The sequence below is a fragment of the Herbaspirillum sp. GCM10030257 genome (genome assembly GCF_042666555.1).
Taxonomy (GTDB): Bacteria; Pseudomonadota; Gammaproteobacteria; order Burkholderiales; family Burkholderiaceae_D; genus Noviherbaspirillum.
The window spans coordinates 171,666-194,500 of record NZ_JBHTDH010000009.1 but is presented as its reverse complement, the minus strand read 5'-3'; the positions used below and the strand labels follow the sequence as shown (position 1 = coordinate 194,500).

The 22,835-nt window shown below is 56.3% G+C and carries 14 protein-coding genes and 1 pseudogene; 9 read left to right on the top strand and 6 right to left on the bottom strand.

The window, feature by feature from the left end:
• Positions 1 to 149: 149 nt before the first annotated feature.
• The 4 genes from ACFQUU_RS16025 (at position 150) to ACFQUU_RS16010 (ending at position 9,959) form a co-directional block, all read left to right on the top strand.
• Positions 150 to 776, top strand: a complete 627-nt coding sequence (locus tag ACFQUU_RS16025; RefSeq protein ID WP_382248860.1) for a DUF1326 domain-containing protein — start codon at positions 150 to 152, stop codon at positions 774 to 776.
• A complete protein-coding gene (locus ACFQUU_RS16020; RefSeq protein WP_382248858.1) occupies positions 748 to 1,596 on the top strand; it encodes a DUF2182 domain-containing protein in 849 nt (282 codons plus the stop codon). Before ACFQUU_RS16025 ends, ACFQUU_RS16020 begins: the two co-directional genes overlap by 29 nt.
• Positions 1,597 to 2,158: 562 nt before the next feature.
• Complete coding sequence (locus ACFQUU_RS16015; protein ID WP_382248856.1) at positions 2,159 to 3,271, top strand: hypothetical protein; 1,113 nt, start codon at positions 2,159 to 2,161, stop codon at positions 3,269 to 3,271.
• 772 nt (positions 3,272 to 4,043) lie between these two features.
• Positions 4,044 to 9,959 (top strand): DUF4347 domain-containing protein, encoded by a 5,916-nt coding sequence (locus ACFQUU_RS16010; RefSeq protein WP_382248854.1) that lies wholly within the window; start codon positions 4,044 to 4,046, stop codon positions 9,957 to 9,959.
• Between the two features lie 255 nt (positions 9,960 to 10,214).
• On the opposite strand, the gene ACFQUU_RS16005 is transcribed toward ACFQUU_RS16010, so the two are convergent.
• Both ACFQUU_RS16005 and ACFQUU_RS16000 read right to left on the bottom strand, forming a co-directional pair.
• The gene (locus ACFQUU_RS16005) at positions 10,215 to 10,532 is read right to left on the bottom strand and encodes a hypothetical protein (RefSeq protein WP_382248852.1); all 318 of its coding nucleotides are present in this window, start codon (positions 10,530 to 10,532) and stop codon (positions 10,215 to 10,217) included.
• 6 nt (positions 10,533 to 10,538) lie between these two features.
• Positions 10,539 to 10,655, bottom strand: a pseudogene (locus ACFQUU_RS16000) (hypothetical protein); the annotation flags it as partial.
• Positions 10,656 to 10,897: 242 nt separating this feature from the next.
• Here ACFQUU_RS16000 and ACFQUU_RS15995 point away from each other — a divergent pair.
• The 4 genes from ACFQUU_RS15995 (at position 10,898) to ACFQUU_RS15980 (ending at position 17,490) form a co-directional block, all read left to right on the top strand.
• Entirely contained in the window at positions 10,898 to 13,813 is a 2,916-nt protein-coding gene (locus ACFQUU_RS15995) for a PAS domain S-box protein (protein WP_382248850.1), read from the top strand.
• Positions 13,814 to 13,927: 114 nt separating this feature from the next.
• On the top strand, positions 13,928 to 14,590 hold the full coding sequence (locus ACFQUU_RS15990; protein WP_382248848.1) for a response regulator: 663 nt from the start codon (positions 13,928 to 13,930) through the stop codon (positions 14,588 to 14,590).
• The gene (locus ACFQUU_RS15985) at positions 14,587 to 15,957 is read left to right on the top strand and encodes an ATP-binding protein (protein ID WP_382248846.1); all 1,371 of its coding nucleotides are present in this window, start codon (positions 14,587 to 14,589) and stop codon (positions 15,955 to 15,957) included. Before ACFQUU_RS15990 ends, ACFQUU_RS15985 begins: the two co-directional genes overlap by 4 nt.
• A 66-nt stretch (positions 15,958 to 16,023) precedes the next feature.
• Entirely contained in the window at positions 16,024 to 17,490 is a 1,467-nt protein-coding gene (locus tag ACFQUU_RS15980; protein ID WP_382248844.1) for a DegQ family serine endoprotease, read from the top strand.
• A gap of 56 nt (positions 17,491 to 17,546) precedes the next feature.
• On the opposite strand, the gene ACFQUU_RS15975 is transcribed toward ACFQUU_RS15980, so the two are convergent.
• The 4 genes from ACFQUU_RS15975 to ACFQUU_RS15960 all read right to left on the bottom strand — a co-directional run bounded on the left by ACFQUU_RS15975 (position 17,547) and on the right by ACFQUU_RS15960 (position 21,149).
• Positions 17,547 to 18,017 carry a DUF2127 domain-containing protein gene (locus ACFQUU_RS15975; protein WP_382248842.1) on the bottom strand — a complete coding sequence of 157 codons (471 nt, stop codon included), beginning with the start codon at positions 18,015 to 18,017 and terminating at the stop codon, positions 17,547 to 17,549.
• 80 nt (positions 18,018 to 18,097) lie between these two features.
• The gene (locus tag ACFQUU_RS15970; protein WP_382248840.1) at positions 18,098 to 19,387 is read right to left on the bottom strand and encodes a TRAP transporter large permease; all 1,290 of its coding nucleotides are present in this window, start codon (positions 19,385 to 19,387) and stop codon (positions 18,098 to 18,100) included.
• Positions 19,384 to 19,902, bottom strand: a complete 519-nt coding sequence (locus tag ACFQUU_RS15965) for a TRAP transporter small permease (protein ID WP_382248838.1) — start codon at positions 19,900 to 19,902, stop codon at positions 19,384 to 19,386. Before ACFQUU_RS15965 ends, ACFQUU_RS15970 begins: the two co-directional genes overlap by 4 nt.
• A gap of 185 nt (positions 19,903 to 20,087) precedes the next feature.
• Positions 20,088 to 21,149 (bottom strand): DctP family TRAP transporter solute-binding subunit, encoded by a 1,062-nt coding sequence (locus ACFQUU_RS15960; RefSeq protein WP_382248836.1) that lies wholly within the window; start codon positions 21,147 to 21,149, stop codon positions 20,088 to 20,090.
• Between the two features lie 273 nt (positions 21,150 to 21,422).
• On the opposite strand from ACFQUU_RS15960, the gene ACFQUU_RS15955 reads away from it, so the two are divergent.
• Positions 21,423 to 22,817: an ethanolamine ammonia-lyase subunit EutB gene (locus tag ACFQUU_RS15955; RefSeq protein ID WP_382248834.1), complete on the top strand. Its 1,395-nt coding sequence runs from the start codon at positions 21,423 to 21,425 to the stop codon at positions 22,815 to 22,817.
• The last annotated feature ends 18 nt before the right edge of the window (positions 22,818 to 22,835 follow it).

Sequence of the window (22,835 nt, the reverse complement as noted above, 5' to 3'; positions counted from 1 at the left end):
ACCTAGCACATTGGTATTCGATGTCATATTCTGAACACGCAGAATGTCATTTTTGCAGCATGCTTATGGTGCAATGGTGAAATACCGGCTTTCCATCCAGCGTGGCAATGATGTTCATCGATGCGATGTTTGTCACATGGAGGTGAATCATGACAACGCCGGATTGGAAGATCAGCGGCCAGTATTACGAGACATGCAATTGCGACTTCATTTGTCCATGCGTACCCGGACAAATGCAAGTCAAGCCGACCAAAGGTTCATGCACATTTGCAATGGCATTCCAGATCGAACACGGCCAGTACGGAACAGTTTCGCTCAATGGCTTGGGGTTCGCCGTTCTTGGATTAACTCCGGAAGAAATGGGCAAAGGCAATTGGACCATCGGTCTCATCGTTGATGACCGGGCTAGCACGGAACAGCGCGATGCGATCAAGGGCATTGCCAGTGGCGAGGCAGGTGGCCCCATGGCCGCTCTTTCCGGCCTGGTTGGTTCGTTTGCCGGAATGGAATCTGCGCCGATTCGTATCAATCGCGATGGGAAAAACTGGTCCGTGACAGTGCCGGATCGTCTGGACATGGCTGCCGAGGGCGTGATGGGTCTCGATCCGAACGCCACCGAACCGATCTGCCTTGACAACACGGGCCATCCGGCTGCCAGCCGCTTTGCCTTGGCACGCGCTTCGCGCAGCCATGTCGATGCCATGGGCATCAAGTGGGACGATATCAGCGGACGGAACAATGGCCAATATGCGCCTTTTTCCTGGCAAAGCGCTTAAGCTGCGCACCCCGTTGTACACGGACGATTTCGCGCCGGTCGCCTCCGTTCCTGTGGGCGACCGCATATTCATCGGCTGTTGTATCCTGGCCATCGCGGCACTCGCGTGGGCATATCTGTTTTATCTCGACCATCAAATGATGCGCACCATGGAGCATGGAGCGATGCCGGCCGGGATGGACATGCCAGGCATGCCGATGGAACGAGCGTGGAGTGCTGCCGATGTTTTCTTTACGTTCGTGATGTGGATCGTCATGATGACGGGCATGATGGCCGCATCGGTCATGCCAGTAGTGCTGCTATTCGCCGGCGCTCAGACGCGGCGGGGAAAAACTCTGGCACGGATGATGACTTTGATGTTCAGCTTGGGTTATGCGGTCGTGTGGATAGGTTTCAGCGGGCTTGCCACACTTGCACAGTGGGCCTTGCACGATGCTTCCATGCTCTCGCCGTTGATGGCCGCGTCGAGTTCGCGGGTTGGCGGTGCGATTCTTTGCGTGGCTGGGGCGTACCAGTTGACGCCGCTCAAGCGCGCCTGCCTGCTGCACTGCCGAAGCCCGCTGGGTTTTTTTATGACGCACTGGCGCGATGGAAGGCTGGGTGCGCTGCAGATGGGAATGCGCCATGGGGGATACTGCTTGGGCTGCTGTTGGGCGGTGATGCTGGTGCTATTCGTCGTCGGTGTAATGAATCTTGTCTGGGTCGCAGTTCTGGCGCTGTTTGTACTCCTGGAAAAGACGGGCCCGGCTGGCATCGTAGCGGCCCGCACGGCCGGAGTCGCAATGATCGCGGCAGGAGTCTTTTTCATTATCGATGTTTGAAGAGCCGCCTTCCGTCAACTATGGATAGCAGAAATGGCCGCTGTCGGTCTGGCGTGAAACTGGAATGATCTTTTATGGCTGCTTTCGCATCACAAAGCGGTCATGGACACCGCTAATGGCATAAGACCGCTTAGGGTCGATAGCGCAGATTTTCAAGCAGGTTCCCGACGTCCGATCGTCGGCGCAATGCGGACGGACAGCAAGCTGCTTGGGCAGACGACAGGCGGCCAAAAGCAGCCGTTAAACGCTAGGCCTCATTCACCGCACTCTCGCTTTAACCGTTAAGAAATATAGGAAAACTTGTATTGTCATTGAACGTCTTTCCACTTGGAATAGACGTCGTTGGCATGTGTAACGTTGATGAACACCAGACGCTTTCGCTCATCCTTCAATCCATTAGAATTGACTCTAATCAATCGCGTTCCACCATACGCACAAACCAACGCTAGCTCCATAAACTCGAATGGGGGGCATTTGGATAGAGAGGAATATATATCCTTTCAGCTCATTGCCCTGCTGCTTTTTGTTCTACAACCTTAGGCTTCATTTACGGAGAATATTCATGCAATGGCGTTTTAATGCGATTGGAACTGTAAGTTTATTAGCTTTATTGAGTGCGTGTGGTGGTGGTGATGGCGTGTCAAGTCTGAATGGGGGAAATAGCGGCACAACTTCTCAATTCCGGCCAGAGGTGCAAACATCAGAGGGAACATTCCGTGCGTATAGCACGGTAAGCGTCCCAGATGGAGCAACCATAAGCGGTATTGTCCGTTTAGAGGTGAGGGGGCTGCGAATGGCAAACGTTGAACTGTTAACCGCGGAAGGCTATACGCCAAGGTTCGGCGTCTTTAACGTTTCTGCTGACCAGACCAAGGCTTGGTTCGACTTGGACACCACAAAATTACCGAATGGTCCCATTAGAGTGAGGGCAAGTGCATTCAATGTACCTGCAGGGCAACCTGGTGCAACTGAACTTATTGCATTAGAGCCGCGTACCTGGAATATCAACAATGCGATTTCATCGGTGGACATTCCGCTATCTATATCAAGTGTGTCTGCTCCACTTGATGGCGCCGTATTAAGCGGTGTTACTAAGCTGGAAGTGCGTGGAACTGGGCTTGGCAACGCTGAACTGCTTCCGGCGAGCGGTTATGTTCCCCGCTTAGGAAAATTCAACGTATCTAAAGACAAAACCTACGCGTGGTTAGATCTTGACACGAGTTCTATTCCAGATGGCGTTCAAGAAGTAAGAATCAGCGCCTACAACGTAACGGATGGACAACCTAACGCAACCGAGATCGTCGCAATGCCAGCGCGCCGATGGCAGTTCTCAAATGGTACTTCAAATTCGTTCACTGCAGCGCTAACCTCTGCACCAGCACACGGCGCGATAGTGGGCGGATTGGCTCTACTTGAAGTGCGCGGTCAAGGGCTCGAGAACGTTGAACTACTTCCAGCAAATGGCTATACACCCATTCACGGTAGGTTCACAATTTCACCTGATAAAACATATGCGTATTATCTCCTAGATACGATTTACTACCCCACCGAAAGGTACCCAGGAGGCTATCCTTTGAATGCAAGAATCAGTGCCTTCAGCGTGCCGCCAGGGCAACTAAACGCGCGCGAGATCATCGTGATGCCAGCCAGAGAATGGCGCCTCATCAACGATTGATAGGAAATAAGCTCTTTGAGGAACGAATCAAACCCAAAGAGCTTATGGCATCAACATAGCAACCGATCTTGCTGTGCTCGTATATGCAGTCAAAGCCTTCGGTAGTAGTGGAGATCGAAGATCTCCATCTCTTACAGATCCAGAACCAGAACCAGAAACTATTTTTCAGTGTGGAAATGCGGTGAACGGCAGCTTTGGATAAGCGCTTGTGTCCCGTTACGGTCGGGTTCACCCATTCGCCAGTGGTTCTTCAGCGGCAGCTTCATTGTCATGAGTCGCCATACCGCTAGCACGGTAAATAGGCGACTGGCGGCCAACTGCAGGCATTTGGCGATATAGCGTGGCCATCAGAACCGGTCATTGGAGTCAATCCTCGTTAGTATTGCCGTTTACCGCCCTCATAAGACGTGCACGATTAGACTAACCCCATGAATATGGGATTGACGACGAATTCCCATGGGGCAATAGTAGTTTATTTAGCCTAAATAAATGTTGTCGTCGCCGAACTGCCTCAGAGAAGTAATCTTATCCACTCCGTAAGGCACCGACCGGTGAAGCTGTAGACCCATAGCAGCGCCGTTTCCCGGCTCCTTAGGAGGCAAGCTTTGCTTAGCAGCGTATTGCATTGCTGCATGGGCTGTTCTCGCATCAGATGTTGCAGTTGACCTGCGCGGATGCTAGGGGAAAAAGGGCAACGCAATTAGCTGAAAACCACGAAAAACCACGAAAAACCACTGAGGACCGTTAGCAACGTCCAAAGGGAGTCTAAAAAATGATTCAAACCTACAACGGAACTGCACCCTTAGCATTGCTAACCAAACCCGACGCCGACCAGTTAACGTCAAATCTTCAAGATATCCATAAGCCGGAGGCGCCTGCTGCTAATGCTAGTTCTGCCGCACGCGGTCTTTTTTTTGTGGATTCTCGCGTGCAGGACACGGCAACGTTATTGAGTGACGTTGCGCCAGGCACGGAAGTGTTCTGGCTGCAGCCGGATCGCGATGGCCTGACGCAAATGGCGGAAATCCTCCAAGGGCGTAGCGGCATCGATGCCATTCACATCATTTCGCATGGGTCCCAAGCGTCAGTGCAACTGGGATCAATCATCCTTAATGAACAAAACCTGCAGGGCCACGCTGCCACGCTGGCAGCCATCGGCAGCGTCCTCACTGCCGATGCCGATATCCTGTTGTATGGCTGTGAAGTTGCGGCGGGGTCCGCTGGTGCCGCTTTCGTTACAGCGCTGGCGAATGCAACCCAAGCAGATATTGCAGCGTCGACCAACATGACGGGGGCAGCGGTACAAGGCGGTGATTGGGTGCTGGAAGAACAGAGCGATTCGGTTCATGCCGACAACAACGTTTTCGGCAAAGCATTGTTGCTCTATGAGCATCTGCTGCCGCTGCCAAATGGATTTCAGGACGTGGCGCCGACGACGCTTCCCGGTGCTTTCATTCCAGGGTTCACACTTACAAAGAATACTGCTGGCACCACGATTTTTACTGACGACCCGCTCGGCCTCTATTTCTATGACACGGCAAATCTCAAAGGACCGGCACAGTTTACGGTAAGTGCGGACGGCACCAACGTTGCCAGCTTCGACCTTACTTCGGTAGCCATGCCTTATTTTACGGGCCCAGGCGATACGTTGACGGTGGAGTTTGTTGGTAGCAAATTGGGAGAGGGTACCTCAGTCTTTACGACAGGATACGTCAGTGGAACCGAAGCATTGACCGGGGCTGATTTTTCCAATTTCACTGCGATTACGAGCTTCAGTTTTAAAATCACATCGACATACTCCACCGGTGATCTTACTTGGGATAGCTTCACTGTTGCTAATGCAGTGGCCCCCGACACCACGCCACCGACGGTCACGGGCATCACGTCGAGTACGGCCAACGGCAGTTACAAGCTCGGCGACGTGATTGCAGTGCGGGTCAGCTTCAGCGAAAGCGTGAACGTGACGGGTACGCCGCAGCTCACGCTGGAAACGGGCGCCACCGACCGCGTAGTGAACTACGCCAGCGGTAGTGGTACCAGTACGCTGACCTTTAACTACACGGTGCAGGCTGGCGACACATCGGCTGACCTGGATTATCTCAGCACTGGCGCGCTGGCACTTAATAGCGGCACAGTCAAGGATGCGGCGGGCAACAACGCGCCCCTGACATTGTCAACACCTGGCTCAGCAGGCTCTCTCAGCGCCAACAAGGCCATCATCGTCGATGGCGTCGCACCAGTCGTGTCCTCAGTCAACGTGCCAGCCGATGCCACCTACAAGACTGACGACACCCTTGACTTCACAGTCACCTTCAGTGAAGTCGTCGCCGTCAATGGAACACCACGGTTGGCCCTTGATATCGGCGGCACAACAAAATACGCGACTTATCTGTCCGGCACGGGAACATCCGCAGCTGTATTCCGCTACACCGTTGAGAGTGGTTTGACTGATACCAATGGCATCAGCCTCAACGGCCTGATCGATCTCAATGGAGGCACACTACAGGATGGAGCAGGCAATATCGTTACGCTGGCGCTCGACGGTGTCGGGTCCACTGCGGCGGTATTGATAAATTCGGCGGGACCGGCAATCACCAGCGTAGGGGTTCCAAGCAACGGCACGTTCATTGCCGGTCAAACCCTGGAATTCACGGTCAATTTTGGCGAAACCGTGACAGTTGATACAACGGGGGGAATTCCGCAACTGGCGCTCACGATTGGTAACACCACTAAATACGCCACTTATCAGTCTGGTAGCGGCTCGGCGGCTATCAAGTTCGCCTATACGGTGGAGAATAACCTGATTGATGTCAATGGCATCACGATTTCAACGCTTGCCTCCAATGGCGGAACCCTAAAAGGTAGCAACGGTGAAAATGCCACACTCATGCTCAACAATGTTGGTTCCACTGTGGGTGTTTTGGTCGATTCCGTGGTCCCGAGCGTTTCGTCGGTCAGTGTCCCGGTCAATGGCGTCTATAAAGCAGGCGACAATCTCGACTTCGCCGTGAGTTTCAGCGAAGCCATCACGGTTGACACCTCTGGAGGCGCTCCCGAGATCGGACTGACCATTGGTAGTACGGCGGTCAGCGCCACCTACGTTAGCGGCACAGGGACAAGCACACTTACCTTCCGTCATACGATTTCAGGCGGCAGCCTGGACGCCGATGGTATTAGCGTCGGCTCATCTATCGTGCTCAATGGCGCGACATTGAAGGACTCAGCAACCAATGACGCGGTGTTGACACTAAACAACGTCGGCACCACAACCAATGTGGCGGTAGACGCCGTTGCACCAACTGTTACCTCAGTCTCTGTACCTTCAAATGGTTCGTATATCACTGGCCAGAGCCTCGACTTTACTGTCAATTTCAGTGAAGCCGTCACAATTTCCTCCGGTACGCCTTCCATTGATGTGACACTCGATGACGGCGGTACCGTGCAGGCCTCCTATGTCAGCGGCAGTGGCACCACTGCGGTCGTGTTCCGGTATACCATCGCAACAGGAACCGCGGATGTCGACGGCATCGCGCTAACCGGTCCAATTGCTTCCAATGGTGCCGCAATCAAGGATGCGGCCGGCAATAGCGGAACATTAACACTTAACAACGTCGGTACAACCACAGGTGTGCTGGTTGACGGCATCAGCCCCTCCGTGACGTCGATCAACCGTGCTGGTACTACCCCTACCGGCGCTGGCAGCGTCGACTATACGGTTACTTTCGGTGAGAACGTCAGTGGCGTCGACGTAACTGACTTCACGTTGAACAGCACTGGTACCGCCAATGGTAGTGTGACTGGTGTGACCGCCGTCAACGGCAGCACCTATACCGTGACTGTCAGTGGACTGACCGGTGACGGCACAATCCGGCTCGACCTCAAATCGGCCGGCACAGGCATTGCTGACACGGCCGGCAATTCTGTCAGCGGTGGTTACACAAGCGGTCAGAGCTACACCTTGGACCATACCGGACCGACTGTCACATCGGTGTCGGTGCCGGCAAATGGCACGTACAAGGTCGGTCAGAATCTTGACTTCACAGTCAACTTCAATGAAGCCGTCGTCGTCAACACCGCCGCTGGCACCCCCAGCATTACGCTCGATGTTGGCGGCATCAGTGTCAATGCCACGTATGTAAGCGGCACCGGCACGAGCGCGTTAACGTTCCGCTATACGATTGCGAATGGAAACATGGACAGTGACGGTGTCGGTGTTGTTGGGTCGTCGATTAATTTGAACGGTGCTACGTTAAAGGATTCCACGTCCAATGACGCGATCCTGGTACTCAACAGCATCGGCTCAACGGCCGGTGTACTGGTGGATACGGAAGCGCCGTATATTAGCGGCAATATCACGGTCCCCTCGAACGCCACGTATATTGCGGGGCAGACGCTTGATTTTACCGTGACGTTCAACGAGAACGTGATCATCACTGGTACCGACAGTGCGCTCCAATTGACAATTGGCAACGTAGTTCGAAGTGCCACCTATGTCGCTAAAAATACCAATTTAGTCACCTATCGGTACACGGTGCAACCTGGCGACATTGATATCGACGGCATTGTGGTCGGAACGATCTCACTTGGGACGAGCACCATCACCGATGGCGCCGGCAATAGTGCCAACGTCATACTTACTTCGCACGTGCCGAGCACGACTGGAATTCTCGTCGATGCTGCCAGCCCCGTCTTCACATCAGCGACTGTCAACGGCGCCACGCTCGTAATGACCTATTCTGAAGCGACGACACTTGACGCGGTTAACATCGCCGCAGCAAGCGCTTTTGCAGTCATCGTTGGCGGCACGGCAGCAACAGTCAACAGCGTAGCAGTCGACGCCGCTAGCAAGAGCGTGACGTTGACATTGGCATCTGCGGTGTCCAACGGACAAGTGGTCACCGTTGCGTACACAGATCCAACAGGCGGCAACGATACCAATGCGATCCAGGATGCAGTTGGTAATGATGCTGCGACGCTGGCAGCAACCAATGTAACGAATAACACGCCAGCGCCTTCATCAGGTGGAGGAGGCGTTCCCACACCCACAACCATCGATGGCGTCAACGTCCAGACAGGTCTGGTCACTAACTCGGACGGCTCAACCTCGAAAAAAATAACGATTTCTGTGGTTCAGCCAACCCGCCAGGATGAAATCGGCAACAATACAGTCGCTGATATTCCGTTGATTAGCACGACTGGCGGAGGCAGCCTGCTAACTGCGCAGGTACCGACCGGTATCGGCTTGACGGTGACAGGCAATGGCACACCAAAAGGAGCCGGCTCGTCTGTGACTGACCTGATTCGTGAGATCCAGGCGCATACCGATGCAGGCTCGCACGACCAGACTTCTCTCACCAGCGGCGGATCTGGATTCCTGACAGCACTTGCTACCGATGCGCCGTTGCTGGTGCAGACCATCGTGCCGACAGTGGCAAACAACTCCGCGGGACCAACACAGCCACTGGTCATCACTGGAACCACACCCGGTGTCAATAGCGTGCAGACCGCATTGGTGATCGACTCGCGTGGCCTGCCAAGCGGTACGGAGATCCAGCTGCAGAATGTCGAATTTGCAGCGGTCATTGGTGCGGCCACGGTAACCGGCGGCAATGGCTCGCAACATGTCTGGGGTGACAGTGCGAGTCAAACCATTTTCCTCGGTGCCGACGACGACATCCTGCATGGCGGAGCTGGTGACGATACAGTGGGCAGCGCTGGTGGTAATGACCAGATCTTCGGCGACGAAGGCAATGACTTGGTATTTGGTGGCATGGGCAACGATGCAATTGATGGCGGTACCGGTACGGACGCGGTGCGCCTTGTCGGTTCCGGCCGTGCTGACTATTCCTTCCGTGTGGAAAACGGCAAGGTCACGATGACTCAGCGCAATGGGGGCATCGACGGTACCGATACGGTGGCCAATGTTGAAAAACTGCTCTTTACGAGCGCTGAACCTGACATGACTGCACTCGGCACGATCACCCGCATGTACGATGCCTTGTTTGATCGTGCTCCAGATCAACAAGGCCTGGATGGCTGGGTCAAGACTAGTAATGCTGGCATGTCGATGCACGACATTGCGAACAACTTCCTTGCGTCGCCAGAATCGAAGACCTTGTTCGAAGGAGCCTCCAACGCCCAATTCGTCGATAGTCTTTACCAGAAGGCGCTGGGGCGTACTGCGGCAGAGGCAGAGCGGAGCGCCTGGACTGGTATTCTGGACGGCGGCAACGCAGACCGTGCCGATGTACTGTATGCCTTTGTCAACTCGGCTGAGAAGCTGGGATTGGAAAAAGCTAATGGCGTCACGCTGGACTTCAACCGCACGGATGTCGCCACACTGGTACGCCTGTATGACACGCTGTTTGACCGCAAGGCGGACCAGGAGGGTCTGAACTACTGGATCGCAGCTAGCGAGAACGGCGTGGCGATGAGCGACATTGCGAACTGCTTCATCCAAATCGCCGAGGCATTGCCGCAGTTTAGCGGAATGAGTAACACACAATTGGCAGAGTACCTGTACATGACCGGGCTGGGACGCCAAGGCAGCAATGCCGAGATCGCAGCATGGGCCGGGCAGATTGAAAATGGCGTGATCAGTCGCGCTGATGCACTGTTGGGCTTTGCTGAATCGGCAGAGAAGATCGGGTTGGTCGGTGTGATCAGTACATCCATTGAGACAATCTGAGTCATTGCCGCTGGCGTGCATGGGTTGTTTGAACGGTCCACGCACACCAGTGTCTTTTCGTTCACTGAACCGACGCCTTCAGCGTTTGGCATCAGCATTTTTCTGACGAATGGCCGCTCTTGAGAAACCTAAAAGACTGGTACGGGTCGCGACCGGCAATTTCAAACCATGAGACGAATGGCAGGAATGTGGCGCACAGCAGTCGCTGCTCTCGGATTTGACTATGGCGTATGCCGGTCAGAAACGGTCGTTCGCTCAGCCAATCGCGTCCGCAGCAAATAGCAGAAACATCGGCGGATCCCTCTCCTTTGCCCATTCCGGATGCTTCACTACCTGTTCGGCATCCGGTCCCCATTCAATGAGCCGAACCAGCTGAAATGAGTTGTCGAGAAGTGTATTCACGTAGGTCCCGATGGTTCGGTGGTACTTGATGACACCAGCGGAAAACCAGGGCCTTACTCTCTCACCTTCGTTCAGATAGTTATCCAAGGGCCAGAAGGAGTAACCATCCTCCTCCTTCCATTGGTCATTGCGTGGGGCTGAGAAGATCGGATGCTCGACGGTCGCAACCAATCGACCTCCGTTGCGAAGCTTTGACCGCATCGTTCGGCAGAGGCTATGGAAGTCTTCAATGTAGTGGAATGCCAGCGCGCTGTAGATCAGATCAAAGTTCCGCTCCAGGATATCCAGCTTCGCTAAGTCGCCAACTCAGACATGAATCACCGGGTCCGGGCAGTCCAGGTAGCCCGAAACGGCCAAGCCGGCAAGGGGGGCGCCGCTTTAGAACACACGCACTATTGCATTTCTTATTTCCATGTGGCAATTTGTGGTGATCTGACGTAATCTGACGTAATGTGTACAAAACCGCCGGAAGAAGGCAGGCGAATGCAGCATCAAGGCCACGCACAACAATCAAAAACGCGGCCGGAGACAACATCATGGAAAGCTTGATTGCGCTCGCAGCCGATCTGCATTGGGAGACGGATGCGAATTGCCGATTTACCGTGCTGAAGGAAACTGCGAATCACTCCGCTGATCTTGCAGAGACATTGCGTCCTGTTCTTGGAACCAGACTCTGGGAACAATTTTCATCGACGCCTTCAACCGCGCTCCCGCACGATGTGCAAAGCATTGTCGAACAGCGCACGACGTTCCGCGCGCTTCAGTGGGCATGGTCGTCCGGCCAGAAAAACGATTTCATCTTTGAGGCTTGCGGAGAGCCTGTGTTTGACGGACAGGGCGTGTTTGCCGGCTATCGTGGCCTTCTGCGCGACGTGACGGCATACACACAGGAAGTAAGGCAGTTGCGGCGCTTTCGGGACGCGGTCGATATCTCTGGCGACCCGATTTTCCTGATCGATCGCGCGACCATGCGCATCATCGACTTCAACGATACGGCTTGCCAGACAACTGGCTATACACGTACGGAACTGCTTGCGATTGGCCCACACGACTTGCTGGTGTCGGATCGTGAGACGATAGAGCACGAATTTGATGAACTGATTGCTTCTGGCACCGCCATGACCACCGAGAGAACGGCGATGCAGCGAGATGGCAGCACGCAGTTGTTCGAATTGCAGCGTCGCGCGATTCTGCTCGATGGACACTGGGTCATTGTCACCAGCGCGCGCAACATGACCCGTCGCATGCTTGCCGAAGCCGCGACAGCGCGGCTGGGACAGATGTATGCCGCCATCAGCGGCACCAATGAAGCGATCCTGCATGCCAGAAATCCGGCAGAGCTTTACCAGCAGGTATGCGAAGTCGCTGTGGGCAGTGGGCAAATCGTCAATGCGTCGGTGCTGTTGCCGGACAACGAAACGCAATGGGCGAAGGTAACCGCAGTGGCCGGCATGGGCGCAGATACATTGCGCAGTCTGAAACTTTCGTTTGACAGCAGCAAGCCCGAGGGCAGGGGGCTGGTCGGGACTGCCTTTGCGACCTGTTCCACGTGCGTCATCAACGATCTGTCCAGTGATCCGCGTGTCAGTCTCTGGCGGTCGGAGGCGGGTAAAGAGGGCGCGTTAGCCGGCGCGGCGATCCCGCTCCTGCGCAATGCGCAGCCAGTGGGCGTTCTACTGTTGTATTCACGCGAGAAGGGAGCTTTCGACGACGAGATCGTGGGCCTCCTGGAGCGCATGGCAAGAAACATTGTATTCACACTCGACAACTTTGAACTTGAGGTCAGACGTCAAAAAGCCGTGGATGCATTGCGCCAGAGCGAAGAGCGGTATCGCAGCATTCTCGAAAACATGAACGATGGCTATTTCGAGGTTGACCTGAAGGGAAACTATACCGCCGTTAACGAAGCGCTTTGTCGGCAGCATCACTGCGCCCGTGAAGAAGTATTGAAACTGAACTACCGTCATTTCATGGATGCCGCGACCGCTGCTTATGTCTATCGGGTGTACAACCGCATTTACCGTACCGGCCAGTCCGCGGAACTGACCGAGCACACCATCTACCGGCATGACGGCAACATCGGCATCGTCCAGACTTCAATTCAAGTGGTCACCGATGACCAGGGCAAACGGGTCGGTTTCCGTGGTATCTCCCGCGATGTCACAGCGCGCCGCCTCGCCGAGGAGGCGGTGCGGGCAAGTGAGGAAAAATATCGTTCCATCCTCGAAAGCATTGAAGAGGCCTACTACGAAGTCGACCTGGGCGGTGGGCTGGTGCTCTGCAATGACGCGTTCTGCAGGATGTTCGGCTATTCCATGAACGAAGTCGTTGGCCTCAACTACCGGCACTATCATTCGCCGGATGACACCGCGCATGTCTTCGCCAACTTTAACGACGTATTCAAGACTGGCATACCGAAAAAGGGAATCGACTGGCGACTTCTGCACCGGAATGGTCAGGAAATCATGTGTGAAGGATCGATACACCTGATCCGCGACGCCAGCGGTGAGCCTGTCGGCTTTCGCGGCATGCTGCGCGATGTGACAGACCGGCGTGGCATCGAGACTGCGTTGCGCGAGAGCGAAGAGCGTTTTCGCGATCTCACCCGTGTGTCGTCGGACTGGTACTGGGAACAGGATAACCGTTACCGTTTCATTCAGATCAATGGGGACGTATTCGGCAAGACCGGCATGGTCGCTGACCATTACCTGGGCAAGACTCTATGGGAACTGCCCTTCGACAACGTATCGCGCGATCAGTGGATAGAGCATCAAAGCTTGCTGGCCGAAGGCCGGCCGTTCCATGAACTGGTGCTGCGCCTTCCCGGCAAGGACGGTGCTGCGCGCTATCTCAGCATCAGCGGTTTGCCTGTCAAGGACAGCGAGGGACGTGTAGTCGGATATCGTGGCATCGGCAAGGACATCACCGAAAGGAAGCTTGCCGATGAGAGGATACGGCATCTGGCCAGCCACGATATCCTCACCGGGTTGCCGAACCGGATGATGTTTCACCAGGTGCTTGGCTACCAGATCCTGCAGGCGCGCCGCTATGATCGCAAGTTTGCGCTGATGTTCATTGACCTTGATCACTTCAAGACGATCAATGACGGGCATGGACATGATGCCGGTGATGTCGTCTTGAAGGAGACTGCGAAGCGCCTGAGTGACAATGTGCGCAACACTGACCTCGTGGCGCGCCTCGCGGGGGATGAGTTCGTGATCATTATCCAGGATCATGGCAGCGACGAAAATCTGCGCATGATTGCCGACAAACTGATCGCCGCCATTCGCGCACCCATCAGCCTGGGTGACATGATTCATACGGTGACGGCCAGCATCGGGGTTTCTGTCTACCCGGATCACGGCGAAGATGAGGGAGCGCTCCTCAAGCAGGCCGACGCGGCCATGTACCTGGTCAAGCATGGCAACAAGAACGACGTGCGCATGGCCTGAACCGCGCAGGTAGCCGAACCAGTTTTCCGTCCCCGGTGTTTTCTACAAGCCGGATGCCGGCATCGTTTATCATGTCACGAGACAATCTGCAATGACATTGTGGACGAGCCTGAGATGAGACTATTGCTGGTGGAAGACGACCCGATGATCGGCGACAGCCTGCGCAAGGCCTTGCGACAGGACGGCTTCACGGTTGACTGGGTACGCGATGGGCGTAGTGCCGAATCGGCGCTCGATGATAGCGTGCATGACTTGCTGCTGCTTGATCTTGGCTTGCCCGGCAAGGATGGGATTGAAATACTGCGCAGTTTGCGCGCCAGGAAAAAGACGCTCCCCGTGCTGATTTTGACTGCGCGCGACGCGGTGCCGGACCGGGTTGCCGGTTTGAATGCCGGGGCCGACGATTACCTGGTCAAACCATTTGACTTCGACGAACTGGTCGCACGCATACATGCCTTGCTGCGTCGTCAGACAGGCCGTGCGGATACCGTGATCCGGCACGGTGCACTGGAATTGTTACCCGCGTCGCGCGAGGCCAGGCTGAACGGTCAGCCGCTAACTCTTTCAGCGCGCGAGTTTTCCCTGTTGCAAGCATTGCTCGACCGCCCTGGTACGGTGTTGTCCGTGCCCCAAATCGAAGAAAAAATCTATGGGTGGGATGACGAAGTCGGCAGCAATACGGTCGAGGTGTACATTCATTCACTGCGCAAAAAGCTGGGCACCGGTTTTATTAAAAACGTGCGCGGCGTCGGTTACATGATTCCGAAACTGCCATGAAATCCATTCGCAAAGCATTGCTTTTCTGGCTCTGTATAGGGCTGTCGGTCGGCATCGTTGCTGCAGCGGCGATCCTGTACCTGCGGGCACAGGAAGAGGCGAACAAGATCTTCGATTATCAGATGCAGCAGCTCGCCGTATCATTGCCAAGCGAGCCTTTTTCGCCGGTACGTCCAGGACGCCGGGGCCAGCCGGATACTGCGCAGGATATCGTGATCCAGATCTGGGATAGTGAAGGCTTGCGTATCTATCACTCACATGAACGGCTTGCGCTGCCACAGGATGCCCGTCTTGGTTTTGCCACCGTGCCAACCCGCGAGGGACCGTGGCGTGTCTATACAACGCAGCATGGGAGCACGGTCGTACAGGTCGCGCAGCCAATGAGCGCACGGCGCGGTGTTGCGGCCGACACAGCGCTCAAGACCGTTGCGCCGCTATTGCTGCTGTTTCCTTTTCTGGGTGCGCTGGTCTGGCTGACGGTCTCCGCCGGACTTGCGCCAATCCGCCGACTGGCCAAAGATGTGCAATCGCGTGATGTCGCCAGCCTCGCGCCAATTGCCGATCGTCGCCTGCCGGAAGAAGTCCAGCCGTTGACGCACGCGCTCAATGATTTGCTGGCACGGTTGCATGTTGCGCTCGATGCCCAGCGTGCCTTTGTGGCCGATGCGGCACATGAACTGCGCAGTCCGCTGACCGCGTTGAAACTGCAGATCCAGCTCGCCGAACGCGCTGAGGATCCGGCTGAACGCAGCGCCGCTTTCGCGGAGCTGCGCCAGGGCTTTGAACGCGCGACGCGCTTAGTGCAGCAGTTGCTGACACTGGCGCGTCACGAGCCCGGCGCATCGCCGACAGTGCGTGAACCCGTCGACCTGCTTGCAGTGGCGCGCAATGTCGTATCGGACCTGTCCAGCATCGCTTCTGTAAAGCTTCTTGATCTTGGCCTTGAGAGCGAAAGCAATGGAGACGCGCAGGCCTTCCTCTGCAGCGGCGACGGCGAGTCGCTCAGGGTCTTGCTGAACAACCTGGTGGAAAACGCCATTCGTTATACGCCGCAGGGAGGAAGGATTACGGTGACAGTCCGTGCTACGCCGGATGAGGCGATTGCTGAAGTGCAAGACAACGGGCCGGGGATTCCATCCGACCACCTGGAAAGGGTGTTTGACCGCTTTTACCGTGTTCCAGGAACGCAGGCAGAAGGCAGCGGCCTCGGATTGGCAATCGTGCGTCAGGTGGCAGAAGCGCATGGTGGCCGGATCGAACTTGAGAATGCCGACACTGGCCTGCTGGCAAGACTGCGCCTGCCTCGACTCCACGACATGGAACACAGCATGGGCGAAGAACTTCAAAACAAGTTGAACGCGCTTTAAGTCGCATTTAAGTTTTGCTCTCTACGATGCGTTTCACAGAGAAATTCTTTTCTGAAGGAGCGCAACATGAATCGCAACGTATTGAACCGCGGCATTATTGCCGTCTCCCTGCTTGCCGTGGGCACCAGTGGTATCGCCTACATGGACAAGGCAGGCTGGGGCCGCGCTGACGCCGCCGCCCTTGGCACAGCCGCACCCGCGCAGGCGGTTACCACCACGGTGCCTGGCGTAGCGACCGCAACCGATTTTTCTGGCATCGTCGATCGTTATGCCCCGGCGGTGGTTAACATCAGCGTCGTTGGCAAGGCCGAACAGCATCCTGCCAACAGCGGCGTGGAAATCGATCCGATGGATCCGTTTTCGGGCCTCGCACCGTTCCTGGCTCCGCGCGGACAACGCGACACGCCGATGGTACGCGGCCTCGGATCAGGTTTCATCATCAGTGCTGACGGCCTGATCCTGACCAATGCCCACGTGGTCGACGGTGCATCGGAAGTGACCGTGAAGCTGGCTGACCGGCGTGAGTTCAAGGCCAAGGTCCTGGGCGCCGATCGCCAGACCGATGTCGCGGTCATTCGCATCAATGCGAAAAACCTGCCTGTTGTCAAAATTGGCGATCCATCGACCGCAAAGGTTGGCGAACCGGTGCTCGCCATCGGCGCGCCTTACGGCTTTGAAAACACCGCTACAGCAGGAATCATCAGCGCCAAATCACGGGCACTGCCGGAAGGGATCTATGTCCCGTTCATTCAGACCGATGTTGCGGTCAATCCCGGCAATTCGGGCGGCCCGCTGTTCAATGTAAGGAGCGATGTCATTGGCATCAATTCGCAGATCTATAGCCGTACCGGTGGCTACCAGGGATTGTCGTTTGCGATCCCGATCGACGTCGCGTTCAAGGTGCAAGATCAGCTGGTCAAGCATGGCAAGGTGACGCGCGGCCGCTTGGGCGTGAGCATCCAGGAAGTTACGCAGGCGCTGGCGGATTCGTTTGGTTTGCAAAAGCTGCAGGGCGCTTTGGTCAGTTCGGTCGACAAAGGCAGCCCGGCCGACCGCGCAGGACTGCAGCCGGGGGACGTCATCGTGCGCCTCAATGGAAAGGACATCGGCCAGTCGTCCGACCTGCCGGTGCAAGTGGCAACCATGAGCCCGGGCACCCAAGCGAAGATCGATGTGCTGCGTAATGGCACCCCGAAGACGCTCAACGTCACCATCGGCGAGATGAAGGAAACGACCGTGGCACAACGCGACACGCCGACGGAAGAACGCGGCCGTCTCGGCCTTGCCGTTCGCCCACTCGACAAGCAGGAGCAGCGTGCGGTGGGCGCCGCCGGCGGTCTGCTGGTCGAGGATGTGAGCGGACCAGCTGCGCGTTCCGGTATTCAGCCGGGCGACATCGTACTGGCGATCAATGGCACACCGGTCACCAGTATTGAGCAGATGCGCGCGCTAGCGGCAAAGGCCGGGCGTAATGTTGCTCTGCTGGTGCAGCGTGATGACGACAAGATATTTGTGCCGCTAACGCTGGGATAAACGTGAAAGGTAGCCGCCACGTGATGCGTGGCGGCTGTTCAAGCACACGCGATCGCTCATCGTTCGTTGATGGACCGATCGAGGTTTTCGCGATAAAGGCTGTATGCCATGAATCCAACAATTGCCGTATTCAGCAGCAGTGCGCCGACACTGATCCAGTCCGGTCTTTTGACCAGTTCAACCAGCTCTATGGGGATATAGATGGCCCCGCTCAGCGCAGCAAACCACTGCCCCCATCTTCGTCTATGCCATAAGCCATACGCTTCGGTAAAGCGCACCAGCGAATACGCCGTTGCCGCTGTAGCCAGTTGCCAAAGCCTTGTATCGGTGATTTGGCGGGACAGGTCGAGAAAGATGTGTGGGTAATGCGCCGCCGGATTAAGGTGTGTATGAAGGACCAGCCTTTCGGCAAAGGCTTGTACGTCCTGATGGATCAGTGAAAAAAGTCCCAGGCCGACGAGCAAAACAACAGCGCCTTTCGCTGCTTCGAGCAGGGCGACAGTGCGAAGTCCGTCGGTCAGGCGCATGTTTATCTTTGCGAAGTGAACCGTTCGTCATCAACTGTTTGTCAGGCCGGCTCGCAATGATGGCACGCCGGCCTGGATTTTCAGTAACCCAAAGCCCGTGGCAAACCCATCGCCAGATCGGGAAACACAGTCACAAGTCCCAGGGCGAGCAGCATGGAAGCCACCATCCACAAGGCCCATTTCACGGTGGACTCCATCGTGATGCCTGCGATCTTGGTGGTTACCATCAGATTGACCGCCATGGGTGGCGTGAACTGGCCGATCGCCATATTCATGGTCATGATGATACCGAACCATACCGGATCCCATTGGTAGATCGCCATGATCGGCAACAGGATCGGCAGGAACACGAGGAAGATCGATACAGCATCAAGCAGCATGCCCGCGATCAGCAGCATGATCGTAATCATGAGCAGCATCAACGCTTCGTTGTTGGTAAAACCAAGAAGCAGTTTGGCAAAGGCATCGAATGCGCCCAAGGTCGCACCGGCATGGGCGAAGACGCCGGCCAGCGAAATGATCAGTAGCACGACAGCGGAAATTTCTGCTGATTCCACCAGCACTTCGTAGACCTTGCGCATAGTGAGTGTGCGGTAGACAAACACACCGACGAAGAACCCATAGAAGGCAGCGACGACTGCGGCTTCGGTTGGCGTAAAGATCCCGGCACGCAGTCCGCCGAGAATGATGACCGGTGCCAGCAGGCCCCAGATCGCCTCTTTGAAGCTGTCCCAAAAACGCGGCGTTTCTTCACCATCATCAAGCCCCCAGCCATTCTTGTAGGAAAAATACAAGGTGGGAAGGATCAGCGACAAACCTGCAAGTATGCCGGGCACCACGCCGCCCGCGAACAGTGCCGGGACCGATGCCGCAGGTACCAGGACGCTATAGACGATCAAGGCGATCGAGGGCGGTATCAGGATGGCTGTCGAACCGGCTGCCGCAATCAGCGTGGCCGAGAACTCTTTCGGATAGCCTTGCCGCAACATGCCCGGAATCATGACCATCGCAACAGCGGCGGCGTCTGCCGGGCCGGAACCCGATATGCCGCCAAGGAACATACAGACAAGGATGGCCACTATGCCCTGTGCGCCTCGCCGTTTACCGACCACGGCAGAAGCAAAGCGGACAATACGCAGAGCGACGCCGGCCCGTTCGAATATCATACCGGCCAGCACGAATACTGGCAGGGCGAGCAACGGGTATTTGGCAATGCCGTTATAGGCATTGGTCGGGACCGACATGATCCCAAGGCCTTCAATCAGGATGACGGCCGTGCCGCTGATCCCGAGCGCAACCGCGAGCGGCGCACCCAGTGCGAGCAGCAAGGCAAAGCCGAGGAAGAGAATGACGCTGCCTTCTGCAATCATGAAGCGCTCCCGGTGGTGTCGCGCGCGAGGCGAATGATGCGGCCAATGATGCGCAGCAGGATGACGGCCGACAGCACGGGCAGCCACAGGGTATAGATCCATTGCGGAATGCCGATGCCTGGCGACGTGGTGTCGTACTGCCAGTCATCCCAGAACAGGAAACTGCCATACCATGCCATCACGGCGAACATGACGGCGCTCAGCAGCATGACAAAGAACTCCACGCCACGCGCAATGCCTGACGGCAGGCGCTCGGTAATGAAGGTCATGCGGATATGCTGGTTACGGACAAAGGCGGCCGATGCGCCAGCCAGCGTCAGCACCACCATCAGGAAGATCGAAAACTCTTCCGTGAAGGCGAACGACACATCCGTGAAATAGCGCACCAGTACATTGGCAAAAGTGATGCAGCATATGAGCCCCATCGCCAGGGCAGCGCAAAATTCTTCTATCTTGACTGGCACGCGCGGTGGCGCCTCGCCTTGCAATTCGGCGGATTCGGGGAGTTCACTCATACGGATATTCTGATGATACGAAAGGGTGGCCGCATAGCGCGGTCGTGATGGATGTACTTCTGACAGGTTTTCAACAACAGATGGCGGCAAATGCGGAGAACGCGTTCATATAAATTCGAGCACCGTTCCAACATCCGCCGTCATCTTCCCTCCCCGGTAAAGGGGAAGTAGCTACAACCGGCGTCCTACTTGCGGGCAGCAATCGCCGTTTCGGCTTTCTTGACAAGGCCACTGCCAATGGTCTTGGACCATTTGTCGTAGACCGGACGTGTCAGCTTGCGGAATTCGTCGATTTCAGCCGGGCTCAGGCGGGTCACCTTGACACCTTGTGCCTCGACTTCCTTGTAAAGGCTGTTGTCACTTGCCGTCAAACCTTTGCGGGCCATTGCGGTCTCTTCCTTGCCGGCTTGTATCGCGGCGGCGCGAACTGCCTCCTGGTCTTCCTTGCTCCAGCTTTCCCACACTTTGCGGTTAACCACAAAGATCAGCGGGTCGGCGACATAGCCCCATTGGGTCAGGTGCTTCTGGCCGACCGTGGCAATCTTGGCACCGAGGAACACCGAAATCGGATTTTCCTGGCCGTCCACCGCGCCGGATGCCAGCGCCGGTTGCGCATCGGCCCAGCTCATCTGCGTCGGGTTCGCGCCGAGCGCGGTAAACGTATCGTTGAACAGCGGCGAGCCGACGACACGGAACTTCATGCCTTTCATGTCAGCTGGTGTACGGATGTCGCGCTTGGAATTACTGATTTCGCGGTAACCGTTCTCGCCCCAGGCAAGCGGCACCACGCCGTTCTTTTCAATGACCTTGAAAATATCGGCGCCGACTTCTCCCTGTGTCAGTGCGTCCAGCGCCTTGTAATCAGGCAGCAGGAAAGGGAGCGAGAACAGGTTGAGTTCCTTGACCTGCGGTGACCAGTTGATCGACGAGCCAACCGCGAGGTCAATGACGCCCTGGCGAATGGCCGTGAATTCACGTGTCTGGTCGCCGGCAACCAGTGAAGTGCCCGGGTACATCTTGATGTTGATGCGGCCTTGAGTCTTTTCCTTCACAAGCTCCGCCCAGCGTTCGCCACCCTTGCCCCATGGGAAAGCGGTGCCAAGAACGGTCGACAGACGGTATTCAGGCTGGTATTTCTGCTGTGCGACGGCGGGAAGGCTGAGTGCGAGTGCGGCGCCGATGGCGAGCGCGAGGAATGATCTACGCAAGATGTCTCCTTTTAAGGTGAAGGCAGGCAGCCGGATCATCGCTGATGGCTGCTCAAGTCGTTAAATTCAGGTGCAAGCACTTTACCGCAAATTACTCAAGATTGTCAGAAGCACTTGCATTTTGGAAAGATGCCATGGCGGTTGGTTGTATGTAAGACATCCAGCGTGCCAAGCTTGCCTGACAGGCCGGCAAGCTTGCGGCCTCCGTGATATCGCCGCGTGACAGGGTGTCATCCGATAGGCATGATTACTGCTGCAGGTTTGCTTTGCCCAATACCGAATTCGACGCTGCAGCCGAGATGGAGATGCCAGATGGGATACCGTACCAGCGCAGGAAGTAAGACGTATGTCTTCCCCGACCTTGCAACCTTGATGGCAAGGGCCAGTCCGGCCCGCTCGGGCGATTATCTCGCCGGGGTAGCCGCACTCAGTGCCGAAGAACGCATGGCCGCCAAGATGGCACTGGCCGATGTTCCCTTGCGCGCCTTTTTGAACGATGCGCTGATCCCTTATGAATGGGATGAAGTCACTCGGCTCATTCTCGACACGCACCAGGCCGAAGCCTTCGTACCGATTGCTCATCTCACCGTAGGGGATTTTCGCGACTGGCTATTGTTGGATACCACGGATAGCGACACGCTGACCGCCTGCGCGCGCGGTATCACGCCGGAAATGGCGGCAGCCGTCAGCAAGCTGATGCGCAACCAGGACCTTATCCTCGTGGCAAGAAAGTGCCGCGTCGTGACTCGCTTCCGGAACACGCTCGGTCTGCCCGGGCATCTTGCCGTGCGCCTGCAGCCGAATCATCCGACCGATGACCTGCGCGGCATTGCCGCCAGCATGCTGGATGGCCTGTTGTATGGCGCAGGTGATGCGGTCGTCGGCATCAATCCCGCCAGCGATTCGCTGGATACGATGATGGGCTTGTGGCGCATGATGGATGATCTGCGCTGTCGCTTCGACATACCGATGCAAACTTGTGTGCTGACCCATGTCACCACCCAGATCAAGGCGATCGAACGCGGCGCGCCAGTTGACCTGGTGTTTCAATCGGTGGCGGGCACGGAGAAAGCCAATGCAGGCTTCGGTGTCAATCTGTCGCTGCTGCGGGAAGCCCGCGATGCCGCGCGTGGGCTACAGCGAGGGACCGTGGGCGACAACCTGATGTATCTGGAAACCGGGCAGGGCAGCGCGCTGTCCGCCAACGCACACCATGGCATCGACCAGCAAACCTGCGAGGCACGCGCATATGCTGTTGCACGTGAGCTCGATCCGCTGCTGACCAACACCGTGGTTGGCTTTATCGGCCCGGAATATCTGTTCGATGGCAAGCAGATCATCCGCGCGGGCCTGGAAGACCATTTCTGCGGCAAGCTGCTCGGTGTGCCGATGGGCTGCGATATCTGCTATACCAATCATGCGGAAGCCGACCAGGACGACATGGACACCTTGCTGACTCTGCTTGGGGCGGCAGGCGTCAATTTCATCATGGGTGTACCGGGTGCCGACGACATCATGCTCAATTACCAGAGCACTTCCTTTCATGATGCCCTGTATCTGCGCAGTGTTCTCGGGCTGAAGCGAGCGCCTGAGTTTGAGCAGTGGCTGGAACGGATGCAGTTGACCGATACCGCGGGCAAACTCCGCTCGCCGGGTAGCAGCCATCCATTGCTGAAGTCGACGCTGTCACCTGCGTTACCTGGCTGAATCCGTTACACGAAAATC